This window comes from Microbacterium azadirachtae, from assembly GCF_025583665.1.
Classification (GTDB): Bacteria; Actinomycetota; Actinomycetes; order Actinomycetales; family Microbacteriaceae; genus Microbacterium; species Microbacterium azadirachtae.
In genome coordinates this window covers 311533-325580 of the sequence record NZ_CP099706.1, presented here as the reverse complement: position 1 = coordinate 325580, position 14048 = coordinate 311533, and the positions used below count along the sequence as shown (strand labels likewise).

Sequence of the window (14048 nt, the reverse complement as noted above, 5' to 3'; positions counted from 1 at the left end):
CCGACCCGGAGGCTCAGCGCGCGCGGAGGTGCTCCGGGCGCTTCATGAACAGGATCGCGATCACGCCGGCGGCCAGCACCAGCGTCGGCAGCACCATGGTCTGCGACATCGCCGCGGCGAAGCCCTTCACCACGAACTCGGGCAGCTTGCCCGCGCCGAAGTCGCCGCCGTGACCGGCCGCCCCGGGCAGGTTCTCGACGAGACGGTTCTGCATGAATGCGGCGATCGCGGCGGATCCCAGCACGGAGCCGATCGTGCGGGTGGTGTTGTAGATGCCCGCGCCGGCGCCGGCCTGACGCGGCGCGAGGTTGCGCGTCGCGGTGGTGGCCAGCGGCCCCCACATCCCGGCCTGGCCGATGCCCATGAGCGCCGACGGCAGCAGGAACATGCCGATCGGGGTGTCGGGGTTCATCAGCAGCGCGTACCAGACGAGTGCGAGCACGGTCAGGCCGAGGCCGGGCACGAGCAGCAGTCGCGGATCGACGCGGTCGAGGATCCGGCCGGCGAGCGGGGCGAGCACACCCGAGAGCACCGCCATCGGGATGAGCAGCAGCGCCGCCTCCGTCGGGGTGAGGCCGCGGGCGAGCTGGTAGAAGAACATCATCGGCAGCGACATCGACGTGACGGTGAAGCCCACGGCCGCGATGCCGAGGTTCGCGACCGAGAAGTTGCGGTCGCGGAACAGTTCCAGCGGCACGAGCGGCTCGCTGCGCGTCTTGGCCTGCTGCCACAGGAACACGGCCATCACGACGACGCCCGCGGCGATCATGGTCCAGATCCAGCCGGCCCAGTCGTAGTGCTCGCCCTCCTGCAGTGCGAACACGATGAGGAACAGGCCGATGGCGCTGAGGAACACGCCCACCACGTCGAACCGGTGCTCGTGCGTCTGCAGGCGCGGGACCAGGATCCAGGCCAGCACGAAGCCGATCACGCCGACGGGCAGGTTGATGAAGAAGATCCACTCCCAGCCCAGGCCGTCCACGAGCAGGCCGCCCGCCAGCGGGCCGACGAGGGTCGCCACGCCGGCGGTCGCACCCCAGAGGCCCATCGCCGCACCCCGGCGCTCGGCCGGGAAGGTGCGCGTGATCACGGCCATGGTCTGCGGCGTCATGAGCGCCGCCCCCAGGCCCTGCACCGCGCGGAACGCGATGAGCGCGGTGAGCGTGCCGGACAGGCCGCAGCCCAGCGAGGCGAGCGTGAAGATCGTGAGACCGATGAGGTAGATGTTCTTCGGGCCGAACCGGTCGCCGAGACGCCCGGTGATCAGCAGCGGCACCGCATAGGCGAGCAGATACGCGCTCGTGACCCACACGACGTTGTCGAGGTTGCTCGTCGCCGGATCCAGAGCCGCCTTGATGGCGGGGTTGGCGACCGAGACGATCGTGGTGTCGACGAGGATCATGAAGAAGCCGATGACCAGGGCCCAGAGGGCGGGCCACGGGCTCTTCGGCTTGTGACCGGCGGCGTACGCCCCGGTCGACGTGCTGACGGATTCAGCCATGGTGATGTGCCTTTCGCTTGGCAAGAAGGTGGTCCGGATCCGGCCCCCACGCGAGGTCGGAGGAGGCGATCCGGGGGATCAGGGTGTCGAGCCAGTCGACCTCCGCCTGCAGCAGCAGCCGGTGCCGGATGACCTCGATCAGGTACTGCTCGGGCACGGCGCGGGTCGCGGCGCCGTCCAGCGAGGTGCTCAGCGTCTCGAGCTCGTCCCTCAGCAGTGCGAGCCGCTGCGTGAGCAGGTCGACGACCTCGTCCCGCTCGAGGTTGTGCGCCTCGGCGAGCGCCACCCGGAACGGCGTCTGCCGCCGGCTGCCGCCGAGCTCGCGCCGCACCCACTCGCGGACGGCCTCGGTGCCCGCGGGTGTGACGGCGTAGGTGGTGCGCTCGGGGCGGTTGCCGTCGCGGTCGACGCCCACCTCCTCGAGCAGGCCCTGCCCGTGCAGACGGGAGACCGTGTGGTACAGCGTGCCGTGGGAGATCGGGATGATCCGGTCGTCGCGGCGCGCGCGCAGCAGCCGTGCCATCTCGTACGGATGCATGTCGCCCTCGCGCAGCAGTGCGAGCACCATCACCCCCAGGGGGGTGAGCGCCGGATCCTTCACGTTCACTCCATTCCAACTAGTCCATGTGGACTATCCGTTTTGGACTATACGCCGGAACGCCCGCCGGCACCAGCCCGGATCCGCCGCTCATCGCAGGGCCGTGTCGAGCTGGGCGTCGGTCAGCGCGCGGTCGGCGTAGACCAGCCGCATCACGGCGGGATCGGGATTGCCCGCGTCGGGAGCGCGGTGCACGAGGGTCAGCCCCGCCTTCTCCGCGACCGCCGCGGAGGCGCGGTTGTGCTCGACCAGGTAGGCGATCACCGGGCGCTCGGGGGCGATCCCGGCGGCCGCGGTCCGCGCCGCGCGGGCGAGCTCGGTCGCGTAGCCGTGGCCGTGGTGGTCGGCCGAGAGCCGGTAGCCGAGGTTCCACACGTGCGCCGCGGGATCGTCGGGGTCGGGCGCGAGCAGCGTGCAGCCGCCGTTGCCGATCATCTCGCCGGTCTCGCGCAGCCGCACCGTCCAGGTGCCGAGCCCGGCGCGCTCCCAGCTGCGCCGCCAGCGCGCCATCATCGTCTCGATCTCCTCGGGATCCGAGGGCCGAAGGCTCGGGAAGTGCGTCCACACCCGCGGATCGGCGTGGATCCGGAACACCGCGGCGAGGTCGCCGGGCACAGGCCTGCTCAGCAGGAGTCGGTCGGTGGTGATCTCGGAGGGGTCGGCGGCGCTCACCCGTGCACCCTACGCGCGGCCACGGACATCGGCCGCTCCGGGCACCGCGATAATGGACGCGTGAGCACACCCCTCGATCTCCCCGGCTGGCGTCACCTCTACTCCGGCAAGGTCCGCGACCTGTACGCGCCGGAGGATCCGTCCGACGAGCGGCTGCTCGTCGTCGCGAGCGACCGGGTGAGCGCCTTCGACTTCGCGCTCGAGCCCGGGATCCCGCAGAAGGGCGCGCTGCTCACCGCGCTCAGCCGCTGGTGGTTCGACCGCCTCGCGGAAGGATCCGACCCGATCCCGAACCACCTCGTCGCCGGCGAGATCCCCGCCGAGGTCGCCGACCGCGCGATGCTCGCGAGGAAGCTCGAGATGCTGCCGATCGAGTGCGTCGTGCGCGGCTACCTCACCGGATCCGGCTGGGCGGAGTACCAGGCCGAAGGCACCGTGTGCGGCATCCCGCTGCCCGCCGGCCTGCAGAACGGCGACCGCCTGCCCGAGCCGCTGTTCACCCCTGCCTACAAGGCGCCGATGGGCGAGCACGACGAGAACATCACGTTCGCCCGCACCGAGGAGCTCGTCGGCGCCGAGCGCGCCGCGCAGCTGCGCGACGTCTCGCTCGCGGTGTACCGCCGGGCTGCGGCCCTCGCCGCGGAGCGCGGCCTGATCCTCGCGGACACGAAGTTCGAGTTCGGCGTCGAACCTTCGACGGGGCTCGGTGCCGGCGAGGACGGCGTGCTGCGCCTCGCCGACGAGGTGCTCACGAGCGACTCGTCACGGTACTGGGACGCCGAGGCCTGGCGCACCGGATCCACGCCCGCCGAGCGCATGGCCAGCTTCGACAAGCAGATCGTGCGCGACTGGCTCGCCGCGCACTGGGACAAGCAGGGCACCCCGCCCGCGCTGCCCGCCGACGTCGTGGCCCGGACGGCCGAGCGCTACGCGGAGCTGCTGCACCGCCTCACGGCCTGACCGGATCCCCTCTTCCGTCTATTTGCGTCGAACCGGGGTCCCGGAGGCCCAAGTCCCACGGTTTGACGCAAACAGACGGAACACGGGGGCGGGGCGCCGCGCTCCCGTGCCCAGGGAACGCCCAGGATAGGGTTTGGGCAGCCCCTTCCCCCGATCCCGAGGAGCCCGCATGGCCCTGTGGTCCCTGCACGGCGACGGACGCACCGTCGAGCCCGGTGCCGTCGTCCGCCCCGACGAGCGCCTGAACTGGCCCGCCACGATCGCGATCGGCGTGCAGCACGTCGTGGCGATGTTCGGCGCCACATTCCTGGTACCGATCCTCACCGGATTCCCCGTGCCCACCACGCTGCTGTTCAGCGGCGTGGGCACGATCCTGTTCCTGCTGATCACGCGCAACAAGCTGCCCAGCTACCTCGGATCCTCGTTCGCGTTCATCGCCCCGGTCACCGCCGCGACGACGGCGCACGCGACGGGCGCCGACAAGGGGATCGGCGCCGCGCTGGCCGGCATCGTGTCGGTCGGCGTGCTGCTCGCCCTCATCGGCGTCGTCGTGCACGTCGCCGGCGTCAAATGGGTCGACCGCTTCCTGCCGCCCGTGCTGGCCGGCACGATCGTCGCGCTCATCGGTTTCAACCTCGCCGGCGCCGCCTACGGCAACTTCGCCAAGGCCCCGGTCACGGCGACCTTCACGCTGGCGATCACGATCGTGTTCGCGGTGCTGTTCCGCGGATTCCTCGGGCGGATCTCGATCTTCCTCGGCGTGATCGCGGGCTACGTCTTCGCGGCGTTCCGCGGCGAGCTCGACTTCTCCGCGGTCGACAAGGCGGCCTGGGTGGGCCTGCCGACCTTCCACCTCCCGGACTTCGGCACCCCCACGGTGTGGAGCGGCATCGCGATGTTCCTCCCCGTCGTGCTCGTGCTGATCGCCGAGAACGTCGGCCACGTGCGCGGCGTCGCCACGATGGTCGAGGATCCGCAGATCAACGCGCAGACCGGCAAGGCTCTCATCGCCGACGGCGTCTCCACCACGCTCGCCGGCTTCTTCGGCGGATCCGGGACGACGACCTACGGCGAGAACATCGGAGTGATGGCGTCCACCCGCGTCTACTCGACCGCGGCGTACTGGGTCGCCGGCATCGCGGCCATCCTGCTCAGCCTCTCGCCCAAGTTCGGCGCGATCATCAACTCGGTGCCCGCGGGCGTGCTCGGCGGCATCACCACCGGGCTCTACGGTCTCATCGGCGTGATCGGCATCAAGATCTGGGTCGACAACCGCGTCGACTTCTCCCGTCCGGTGAACCAGTACACGGCGGCCGTCGCGCTCATCATCGCCGTCGGCGGCTTCTCGATCTCGATCAAGGACTCGGGCTTCATGCTCGGCGGCATCGTGATCGCCACCGTCGCCGCGATCGTCATCTACCACGGCGGCAACGCGATCGCGCGGTTGCGCAAGAGCGGCGCGGACGACCCGCGGCCCCTCGAGGCGGTCGGCCCGATGGGCGGCGACCCGGCCTGATCAGCGCGAGGCCCGTGCCCGCGGCTCGGATCCCGAGTCCGGCACGGGCATCGTCGTCCCCGGGAGCGGGGCGACGGGCTCGGGCAGCCCGTAGCTGCGGTGCACCCACCGGCGCGCCGCCTCGAGCGGGTAGGACTCGCCGTAGATGATGCACTGCCCGACGATGCCGTCGAGCACGCTGCGCAGCATGATCTCCTCCATGGCGGGGTCGTCGGCACCGCGCTCCCGGAAGATCCCGCGGACCGCGTCCTCCGCGGCGGCCACGCCGGCGATGTGGCGCTGCTCGGCGGCCGCGAACAGGGCCCGGGTCGCCGGCTGCTGCTGCAGGGCGACGACCACGCGCTGCAGCGGCAGCGCGACCGCGGTCATGCCGAGCGCGGTGTCGATGATGGCCGCCAGCCGCACTTCGGCGGGCGCGTCCTCCGCGGGTGCGGGAGAGGCCGCGGGCGCATCCATCCCCTCGCCGCGCGCGATCCCGAGGAGCATCGCGAACCAGCGGTCGATCACGGCCTCGACGAGCTGCTCCTTGCCTCCGAAGTAGTAATTGACCATGCCCTGCGCGACGCCCGCGCGACCCGTGATGTCGGCGATCGTGGCGCCCTCGATGCCGCGTTCGGCGAACACGTCGATCGCGGCCTGCAGCAGGGCCTCATGCGAGCGCTCCCTGGCCAGGCGGTTCTGCTCCGGGGAGCGTGCCATGTGCGGCGCCTTCCGGGTCCGTTGCCGGGTGACGGATCCTTTCGCTACATTAATGACTGAATACGTATTCAACCTACGAGAATCCCCCACGGAGGAACACCCATGCACGGCAGCGCCCGCGTGGACCTGAACGACCTCGGCAGCATCCTCGGCTGGCTCGCCGCCCAGTGGTGGGTGTGGGTGATCGTCGGGGTCGTGGTGCTCCTCATCCTCGTGGTCTGGCTCATGCCCGCCGCGAAGGTCAAGCCCTCCGAGCAGTACTCGACGGATGACCGCGAGGCGAACGAGATCGCCCTCGGCTTCCTGCAGATCGTGAACCAGCCGTCCGGCCCCTGGAACGACCCCACCGCCCCCGCGCTGACGGCGAACGAGAAGAAGCAGCTCGTCGAGATGTGGGGCGTGCCGGACCGCGAGCAATGGCTCGCCGGGATCGAGCGCCTCGTCAACGGCCGTCGTCGCCGCGACCTGTGGGTCTCCTGCCTGTCGATCCGGTCCGAGCTCGCTCAGCGCCTCGGCCGCGTCCCCCGGTCGAAGGAGTGGATCGCCGCGATCGTCGAGGCCGGAGGTGACAAGCGCGACGCCCGGGGATTCGTCGCCGCGATCGAGGGCGTCGAGGCGCAGGTGCGCAAGCTCGTCGGCAAGGACATCGTGACGCCCGACGTGTACGTGCGCACCCTCGACGGCTACGCGCTCGGGCAGGCCGTCGCCCTCGCGACGTGGGGCGTCGCGCTCGGCTACGCCGAGGTGCCGGAGGCGCGCGCCCTCATCCGCCGGATCAACGAGGAGGGACGTCCCGGGTTCACCTCCTGGGCCGACTTCGGCCTCAGCTACATCGTCGGTCGCGTCATGCACTGGAGCGACGGCACGATCGGCGAGAAGACCTTCGACCGCTTCGGCGACGGGTGGAGCGACTTCAAGGCCGCCGCGACCGCCAAGCGCAACGGCCCCTGGGCGAGCCTGCCCTGGCGGATCGGGTGACCGGGGCGACACCGAGCGCACCCGTGCCCCCTGCGGATCCGATCCGCGTCGACCTCTCGCCGCTGCGCTCCGCACCGGGCATCCGCACCCTGCTCGGTTATGAGCGCGCGGCCGGGATCCCCCTGCATCGGCGCTTCCTCGTGGTGCTCGCGGGCGTGCTCCTGCTCACCGCGGCGATCGTCGTCGGGCTCTGGTGGCTGGGACGGATCGGCGTTCTCGCGCGGGTGCCGCTGATCGCCGCGTTCGGGGTGGGCTACGGGCTGCTCGGCGCCGCCGGCTTCCTCTGGTACGCCGTGGCGCTGTCCCGCCGCACCAAGCTCGCGCTCTTCGCCTGGACGAACGGCTGGGCCTACGCCGACCTGCTGCAGGGCACCCGCCGGCCCGGCGGGGCGTTCGCCCGGATGCGGCGCTCGGTCGAGCGTGGCGTCGTGGCGTCCGACGATCCGCGGATCCCGTTCGAGCTCGGCACGGCGCACTCGGTCGGCAGCCGCGACGAGCGGGCGACCCTGCAGCGCCCCTTCGCCTTCGTCGAGCTCCCGCTGGCCGCCAAGGTCCCGCACATCGTGCTGCGCAACCGGCGCCGCAGCATCGTGCCGACGCTCGGGCTGCGCGGCGCGCGCATGGATCTCGAAGGCCATTTCGCGACGACATTCCAGCTGCTCGTGCCCGAGGGGTATCAGCGCGACGCGCTCTACCTCTTCACGCCGGATCTCATGGCCCGCGTCCTCGACCTCGGCTCGGGCGGCGAGCTCGAGCTCGTCGAGGACCGCGCCTACCTGTACCTTCCCGCGCGCACCCGCTTCGACGAGCCGGACGTCATGCGCGGGATCATCGAGCTCGCGGAGGAGCTGCACCGCCGCCTCGCGGCGCGGACGGCCGCCTACCGCGACGAGACCGCCCGACAGATCGCGCACGCGGAGGGCGTCACGATCGGTCTGGGCGGACAGCGCCTGGGCGGGCAGGGCGTGTCCCTGCTCGCCGTCGCCGCCACCGCGGCGGCGGTGATCCTCTCGGCGGGGATCACCGCGTTCGCGCTGTTCGGGGGGAACCTCCTGCGATCCTTCGGAGGGTGATCGCGGGACGCCGGAGTGCTGGGGACTTCGGCGGCCGACGCCCCGCCTCCCGGTCCCCCGGCCCGGAGGCGGGGCGCGCCTCGGCGCCTCAGGCCGAGCCGCGCACCACGAGCTCGGTGCCGAGGATCGTGCGCCGCGGCGGCGCGGATCCGGTGAGGCGGTCGATGAGCACCCCGGCGAGGGCCTCGCCCTGCGCGTGCATCGGCTGACGGACCGTGGTCAGCGGCGGGTCGGTCGACAGGGCCACCGCGGAGTCGTCGAACCCCACGATCGCGACGTCCTCGGGAACGCGCACCCCCGCGCTCCGCAGGGTGCGCAGCACGCCCCGGGCCATCAGATCGCTCGCCGCGAAGACGGCGTCGGGCAGTTCGCCGCCCGGCCCGGCGGCGCGGGCGAGCAGCTCCTGCGCGGCCCGCACGCCGCTGGCCTCGGAGTAGTCCCCCGTGATCTCGGCGAACGGCGTGAGCCCCGCCTCGGCCAGCGCGTCCCGGAAGCCGGCGAGACGGTCCACGGCACCTGCCATCGACAGCGGGCCGGTCACCGTCGCGATGCGTCGCCGGCCCGTGTCCCGCAGATGCCCGACGGCCTGCCGGGCGCCGGCGACGTTGTCCACGTCCACGAACCAGTCCTCCCCGCCCCCGCCGGAGCGGCGTCCTCCGAAGACCACGGGTACGGCCTCGACGATACGGTCGACGAACGCGTCGCTCGTGTGGTGCGACAGGATGATCGCGCCGTCGACGCCGCCGTTGCGCACGAAGCCGGTCATCCGGCCGCCCGGGTCGTCACTGGCGATGAGCAGGTTCAGGATGTAGTCCGAGCGGGCGATCCTGTCGCTGATGCCCGCCACGACCGCGCCGAAGTACGGATCGCCGAAGAAGCGCCGGGTGTCCTCCGGCACGACGAGGGCGATCGCGTGCGTCTGCCGCAGCGCGAGCGAGCGGGCTGCCCGGTTCGGCACGTAGCCCAGCCGGGCGATCGCGTCCTGCACCGCCGTGAGCGCCTCGGGGCTCACGGCGGTCGCGCCGTTCACCACCCGGGACACGGTCGAACGGGAGACCCCGGCCGCCGCCGCGACCTCCTCGATGGTCGCCCTCCCGGACCGGATCGGATCCGGCGCAGGCGCCTCGCCGGATCCGCTCCCCGCGCGCGCCGCCATCGCTCAGACCGCCCGTGCCGCGATGATCCGGGCGTACTCGAGCCCCGAGTCCTTCACGATCCGCTCCTGGGTGTCGTAATCGACCCGCACGATCCCGAACCGCTTGTCGTACCCCCAGGACCACTCGTAGTTGTCCAGCAGCGACCACGCGAAGTAGCCCCGCACGTCCACGCCCTCCTCGATCGCGTCGTACGTCGCGGCGACGTGCTCGCGCAGGAACATCTCCCGCTCGGAGTCGTGGACCCGTCCGTCCTCCAGCACGTCGTCGTAGGCGGATCCGTTCTCGGTCACGTAGAGGGGCAGGCCCGGTGCGTACTCGGTGCCGAGACGCCGCAGCAGGCGGGTGAGCCCCTCGGGCTGCACCTCCCAGTCCATGCCGGTGCGGGGCAGGCCACGCTCGACCCAGTGCACATCGTCGGCTGCGGGGAACGGGGACCGCGTGGGCCGGGCGTTCGCGCCGTCACCACCGCCGTCGTGCGGGGTGCCCTCGCTGCCGGGCTGGGGCGAGCCGGACAGCAGCTCGCCGTGGTAGTAGTTAACGCCCAGGCAGTCCAGGGGTGCGGCGATCGTGTCGAGATCGCCCTCCTGGATCGCCGCCGCCCAGCGGCGCACGGCCTCCGGATCGACGTCCCTGATGTCGGACACGACGTCGGCCGGGTAGGCGCCGCGCAGGACCGGATCCAGGAACCAGCGGTTGAACTGTCCGTCGATGCGACGGGCGGCGTCGACGTCGGCGGGGTCGCGCGCGTCGGCGGGATCGGCGACGGTGAGGTTGAGGGTGATCCCGAGCTCGAGCTTCGGATCCCGCGCGCGCAGCTCCCGGATCGTGCGGCCGTGGGCGAGCAGCAGGTGGTGGGCGGCGAGCATGCCGTCCTCGATGCTGAGCCGGCCGGGGGCGTGCACGCCCGCGGTGTACGAGAGGAACGACGAGCACCACGGCTCGTTGAGGGTGGTCCAGTGCTGCACGCGGTCGCCGAGGACGTCGTGCACGCTGAGCGCGTACTCGACGAAGCGGTCCGCGGTGTCGCGCGAGGTCCAGCCCCCCTTCTCCTCCAGCGCCTGCGGCAGGTCCCAGTGGTACAGCGTGAGCCACGGCACGATCCCGTTCGCGAGCAGCTCGTCGACGAGGCGGTCGTAGAACGCGATCCCGGCGGGGTTGACCGCGCCGCCGTCGGGCCGCACGCGCGCCCACGACGTCGAGAAGCGATACGACTGCAGCCCGAGGTCGGTCATGAGCCGCACGTCGTCGGCGTAGCGGTGGTAGTGGTCGCACGCCACGTCGCCGGTGTCGCCGTTCTGCACGGCTCCCGGCACGCGCGCGAACGCATCCCAGATCGAGGCGGTGCGGCCGTCTTCGAACGCGGCGCCCTCGATCTGATAGGCGGCGGTGGCGGCTCCGAACAGGAACCCGTCGGGGAAGCGGCGGACGGACGGATCCACGGTGCTCATGCGGGCGCATGCTCCTTCGGTGTGTGCGGCTCTTGGGTGGGTGGCTCTGGGTGGGCGACCCTTGGGCGGGCGGCTCTTCGGGTTTGGCTTTTTCGGCCGTGCGGCTCTGGCCTCGGGCCGCTCGTCGGTCGTGTGCGGGGCTGATCGGACCAGGCGCCCGCGCATCCCGGCCAGGCTATGGGAGCGCTCCCACGACTGTCAACAGCCCGCCCTCCGGGAGCCACCCCCTCTCCGGAGACACCACGCAGGAGAGACGCCGGCGAAGCCCGACCGAATCGCCTTAGGGGCGGGATCTCCTGCGTCGTGTTCGCGCGCTACGACCCACCCCGCCCCGGCGCCCCACTCCGGCACGCACACGGGCACACCGGCACACGCGCGTACCCTGGTCCGGTGACCTTCTCGCCCGCCCTGGCCCGCGCCGAATCGCTCATCCGCTCCGTCCCGGACTATCCGGAACCGGGGATCCTGTTCCGCGACATCACGCCGCTGCTCGCCGACCGCGAGGCGCTGCAGGCGACGACCGAGGCCCTGGTGGCGCCGTTCCGCGGGGCCTTCGACGTGGTCGCCGGGATCGAGGCCCGCGGGTTCATCCTCGCCGGAGCCGCGGCGATCGAGGCCGGAACCGGGTTCGTGCCGATCCGCAAGGCCGGCAAGCTGCCGCTGCCGGCGGCGTCGGTCGACTACGCGCTCGAGTACGGCACGGCGACGATCGAGATGCACGACGACCTCCCCGCCGGCGCGCGGATCCTGCTCATCGACGACGTGCTCGCCACCGGCGGCACCCTCGCCGCGGGCCGGCGGATCGTGGAGGAGCTCGGCTACACGGTCGCCGGGATCTCGGTGCTCTTCGAGATCGACGGGCTGGGCGGGCGCGACGTCGTCGGCGACGTGCACACCGTCTTCCACAGCTGACCCCTCCCCTCTCCCGTTTCGAAGCGCTCACCTGGCTGCTTCCGGACCCCGGATCCGGCCAGGTGAGCGCTCTGAAACCGAGATCGGGCGCCCGACGAGGTCGCGACCGAGCGGGGGAGGGCGACGGGTAGACTGGACGCGCCCCGCCCGCGCGACCACTTGAGGATTCCTGGTATGCCCACCATCGTCGTCGACGTCATGCCCAAGTCCGAACTGCTCGACCCGCAGGGCAAGGCCGTCTCCGGCGCGTTCGCCCGGACGGGCGTGACCGCATTCAGCGACGTCCGCATCGGCAAGCGCTTCGAGCTCACCGTCGACGGCGAGGTCACCGACGCCGTGCTCGCCGAGGCGCGCCGCGTCGCCGAAGAGGTGCTCTCCAACTCCGTGATCGAGGACGTCGTCGGCGTCGAGGTCGCGGAGTGACCGTCCGCATCGGGGTCGTCACGTTCCCCGGCTCGCTCGACGACCGCGACGCGCAGCGCGCCGTGCGCATCGCCGGCGCGGAGCCCGTCGCCCTCTGGCACGGCTCGCACGACCTCGAGGGCGTCGACGCGGTCATCCTGCCGGGCGGCTTCAGCTACGGCGACTACCTGCGCTCGGGGGCGATCGCGGCGCTCTCGCCGATCATGACCGAGATCAAGGACGCGGCGGCCAAGGGCATGCCGATCCTCGGGATCTGCAACGGCTTCCAGATGCTGGTCGAGGCGCACCTGCTGCCCGGCGGCCTGATCCGCAACGACCACCAGCACTTCGTGCGCCGCGACCAGAAGCTCACGGTCGAGAACGCCGACACGGCCTGGACGAACGAGTTCACGCGCGGCCAGGAGATCATCATCCCGCTGAAGAACGCGGAGGGCGGCTACATCGCCGCCGACGAGACGCTCGACCGCATCGAGGGAGAGGGTCTCGTCGCCTTCCGCTACGCCGGGGTGAACCCCAACGGATCCCTCCGCGACATCGCCGGCCTCACGAACCCCGCAGGCAACGTCGTCGGGCTCATGCCGCACCCCGAGCACGCGACCGAGCCGGGCTTCGGCCCCGACACGGCCGCCGCCATGCGCAGCGGCGTCGACGGACTGCCGTTCTTCACGAGCGCGATCGCCGCGGTCGCACGCGTCGCCGCATAACACCGGTCCCGCCGTCCCCGCGACGGATGCAGGATCCGGCGACGCCTGCAGGTTCGGATCCGCGATTTCGTCCTGCAGGCGTCGCGCGCTCCTGCAGACGCGCCCCACCGCCCGCACGCGCAGCGCACCCGCGCGCGCCTGCAACCGCGCCCCCTCACCGCGCCACGTCATCGCGTCGCCGGGATCCGTTGCACCCCGTGGCACCGCGGTCTAGCGTCGAATCGACGACGCCGAGGAGCGGAGGATCCCATGGGCCGGTTCGTGTACTGGATGAACGTGTCGCTGGATCTGCGGATCGAGGCCGTGCCGGGAGAGGACGGCGGCGGCGACTGGATGCGGATCGGCGAGCCGCTGCATCGCGAGTTCAACCGGAGGGCCGGCGAGCTGGCCCTCATGGTGCAGGGGCGACGCGTGTTCGAGATCATGGAGGACTTCTGGCCCGCGGCGCGGGACGACACATCCCTCCCCGCGTACATGCGCGAGTACGGCGCGATCTGGACCGACAAGCCGAAGATCCTCATCTCGCGCACCCGCACCGAGGCGCCCTACAACACGCGCGTGATCGGCGAGGACGCGGTCGCCCGGCTCGCGGAGGTGCGGGAGTCGACCGACGGGGACATCGGGGTCGGCGGAGCGACGATCGCGACGGCGCTGCTCGACGCCGGCCTGCTCGACGAGCTGGTGCTGTTCACGCATCCGGCGATCCTCGGATCCGGTCGGCCGCTGTTCGACGATCCGAGGCCCGGAGAGAGCCGCCCACCGGTGATCGTCGACCTCCTCGAGCAGGCCTCCTACGACGAGGGCGTCACGCTGCATCGCTACGCCGTGCGCCGCTGAGCCGCGCGCACGGCCCGCGCCGTCGCGGTGAGCCGCCCGGGTTCGCCGGATCAGTCCTCGCGACGGGTCGGAGGCAGGGGCAGCGAGCCGGGGTATGGCACGTCGGGGCGCAGCTCCTGCAGCCGGCGGATCTCGGCGACGGACAGGTCGCCGCGCTTCGCCCGCGCGGCGACTCCCATGATCGCCAGGTCGTCGACCACCGCGCGCGGGTTCACCGGGTGCCCGTCGGTGCGCGTGGCGTGCTGCTGCATGATGGCCCAGGCGTACACCGCGCGCTGCTCCTTCGACATGCGCCGCCAGGCGCGCAGCATCGCGAAGAACATGATGCCGAAGACGATGCCGACCAGGAGCAGCATGACGCCCTCGCCGCGTCCCTCCGGGGCGCACGTGCGGGTGTTCAGCCAGCAGTCCGGCGCGAACAGGATGAACAGGCCGCCCGCCGTCCCCGCCAGCAGGAAGAACCCCGAGATGAGCAGCTGCGAGACCCAGTACCCGGTGCCCTTGTAGGGACTCTTCGGCTTCGAGGCGGGAGACGTCACCCTGCCACCCTACGGACGGCCGCAGGCCTCC

General features: G+C 71.9%; 15 protein-coding genes. 8 read left to right on the top strand and 7 right to left on the bottom strand.

All coding sequences use genetic code 11. The annotated features are described in order from the left end of the window. Positions 1 to 13: 13 nt before the first annotated feature. The 3 genes from NFX31_RS01525 to NFX31_RS01515 all read right to left on the bottom strand — a co-directional run bounded on the left by NFX31_RS01525 (position 14) and on the right by NFX31_RS01515 (position 2771). A complete protein-coding gene (locus NFX31_RS01525; protein ID WP_262956547.1) occupies positions 14 to 1501 on the bottom strand; it encodes a DHA2 family efflux MFS transporter permease subunit in 1488 nt (495 codons plus the stop codon). Then, positions 1494 to 2102 carry a PadR family transcriptional regulator gene (locus NFX31_RS01520; RefSeq protein WP_245762924.1) on the bottom strand — a complete coding sequence of 203 codons (609 nt, stop codon included), beginning with the start codon at positions 2100 to 2102 and terminating at the stop codon, positions 1494 to 1496. The genes NFX31_RS01525 and NFX31_RS01520 overlap by 8 nt, the downstream gene beginning before the upstream one ends. An 87-nt stretch (positions 2103 to 2189) precedes the next feature. After that, positions 2190 to 2771: a GNAT family N-acetyltransferase gene (locus NFX31_RS01515; protein ID WP_262956546.1), complete on the bottom strand. Its 582-nt coding sequence runs from the start codon at positions 2769 to 2771 to the stop codon at positions 2190 to 2192. Between the two features lie 60 nt (positions 2772 to 2831). Between NFX31_RS01515 and NFX31_RS01510 the strand changes: the two genes are divergently transcribed. Continuing rightward, positions 2832 to 3731 carry a phosphoribosylaminoimidazolesuccinocarboxamide synthase gene (locus tag NFX31_RS01510; protein ID WP_262956545.1) on the top strand — a complete coding sequence of 300 codons (900 nt, stop codon included), beginning with the start codon at positions 2832 to 2834 and terminating at the stop codon, positions 3729 to 3731. Between the two features lie 169 nt (positions 3732 to 3900). Further along, positions 3901 to 5247: a uracil-xanthine permease family protein gene (locus tag NFX31_RS01505; protein ID WP_262956544.1), complete on the top strand. Its 1347-nt coding sequence runs from the start codon at positions 3901 to 3903 to the stop codon at positions 5245 to 5247. Here NFX31_RS01505 and NFX31_RS01500 read toward each other — a convergent pair whose 3' ends face one another. Beyond that, positions 5248 to 5946, bottom strand: coding sequence for a TetR/AcrR family transcriptional regulator (locus NFX31_RS01500; protein WP_262956543.1), 699 nt, complete (start codon positions 5944 to 5946; stop codon positions 5248 to 5250). 102 nt (positions 5947 to 6048) lie between these two features. On the opposite strand from NFX31_RS01500, the gene NFX31_RS01495 reads away from it, so the two are divergent. After that, entirely contained in the window at positions 6049 to 6924 is an 876-nt protein-coding gene (locus tag NFX31_RS01495; protein ID WP_091477683.1) for a DUF1266 domain-containing protein, read from the top strand. 23 nt (positions 6925 to 6947) lie between these two features. After that, positions 6948 to 7997: a hypothetical protein gene (locus NFX31_RS01490; protein ID WP_262956542.1), complete on the top strand. Its 1050-nt coding sequence runs from the start codon at positions 6948 to 6950 to the stop codon at positions 7995 to 7997. Between the two features lie 88 nt (positions 7998 to 8085). On the opposite strand, the gene NFX31_RS01485 is transcribed toward NFX31_RS01490, so the two are convergent. After that, the gene (locus tag NFX31_RS01485) at positions 8086 to 9153 is read right to left on the bottom strand and encodes a LacI family DNA-binding transcriptional regulator (RefSeq protein WP_091477687.1); all 1068 of its coding nucleotides are present in this window, start codon (positions 9151 to 9153) and stop codon (positions 8086 to 8088) included. A 3-nt stretch (positions 9154 to 9156) separates the two neighbouring features. Next, positions 9157 to 10602: a glycoside hydrolase family 1 protein gene (locus NFX31_RS01480; RefSeq protein WP_262956540.1), complete on the bottom strand. Its 1446-nt coding sequence runs from the start codon at positions 10600 to 10602 to the stop codon at positions 9157 to 9159. 390 nt (positions 10603 to 10992) lie between these two features. Between NFX31_RS01480 and NFX31_RS01475 the strand changes: the two genes are divergently transcribed. The 4 genes from NFX31_RS01475 to NFX31_RS01460 all read left to right on the top strand — a co-directional run bounded on the left by NFX31_RS01475 (position 10993) and on the right by NFX31_RS01460 (position 13478). Further along, on the top strand, positions 10993 to 11514 hold the full coding sequence (locus NFX31_RS01475) for an adenine phosphoribosyltransferase (protein WP_045249281.1): 522 nt from the start codon (positions 10993 to 10995) through the stop codon (positions 11512 to 11514). 174 nt (positions 11515 to 11688) lie between these two features. Beyond that, the gene (gene purS, locus NFX31_RS01470) at positions 11689 to 11937 is read left to right on the top strand and encodes a phosphoribosylformylglycinamidine synthase subunit PurS (RefSeq protein WP_045249280.1); all 249 of its coding nucleotides are present in this window, start codon (positions 11689 to 11691) and stop codon (positions 11935 to 11937) included. Next, entirely contained in the window at positions 11934 to 12641 is a 708-nt protein-coding gene (gene purQ / locus NFX31_RS01465; RefSeq protein WP_045249279.1) for a phosphoribosylformylglycinamidine synthase subunit PurQ, read from the top strand. The genes purS and purQ overlap by 4 nt, the downstream gene beginning before the upstream one ends. Before the next feature lie 249 nt (positions 12642 to 12890). Further along, complete coding sequence (locus tag NFX31_RS01460) at positions 12891 to 13478, top strand: dihydrofolate reductase family protein (RefSeq protein ID WP_045249278.1); 588 nt, start codon at positions 12891 to 12893, stop codon at positions 13476 to 13478. A gap of 50 nt (positions 13479 to 13528) precedes the next feature. Here NFX31_RS01460 and NFX31_RS01455 read toward each other — a convergent pair whose 3' ends face one another. Then, positions 13529 to 14017: a hypothetical protein gene (locus NFX31_RS01455; RefSeq protein ID WP_045249277.1), complete on the bottom strand. Its 489-nt coding sequence runs from the start codon at positions 14015 to 14017 to the stop codon at positions 13529 to 13531. Positions 14018 to 14048: the final 31 nt, after the last annotated feature.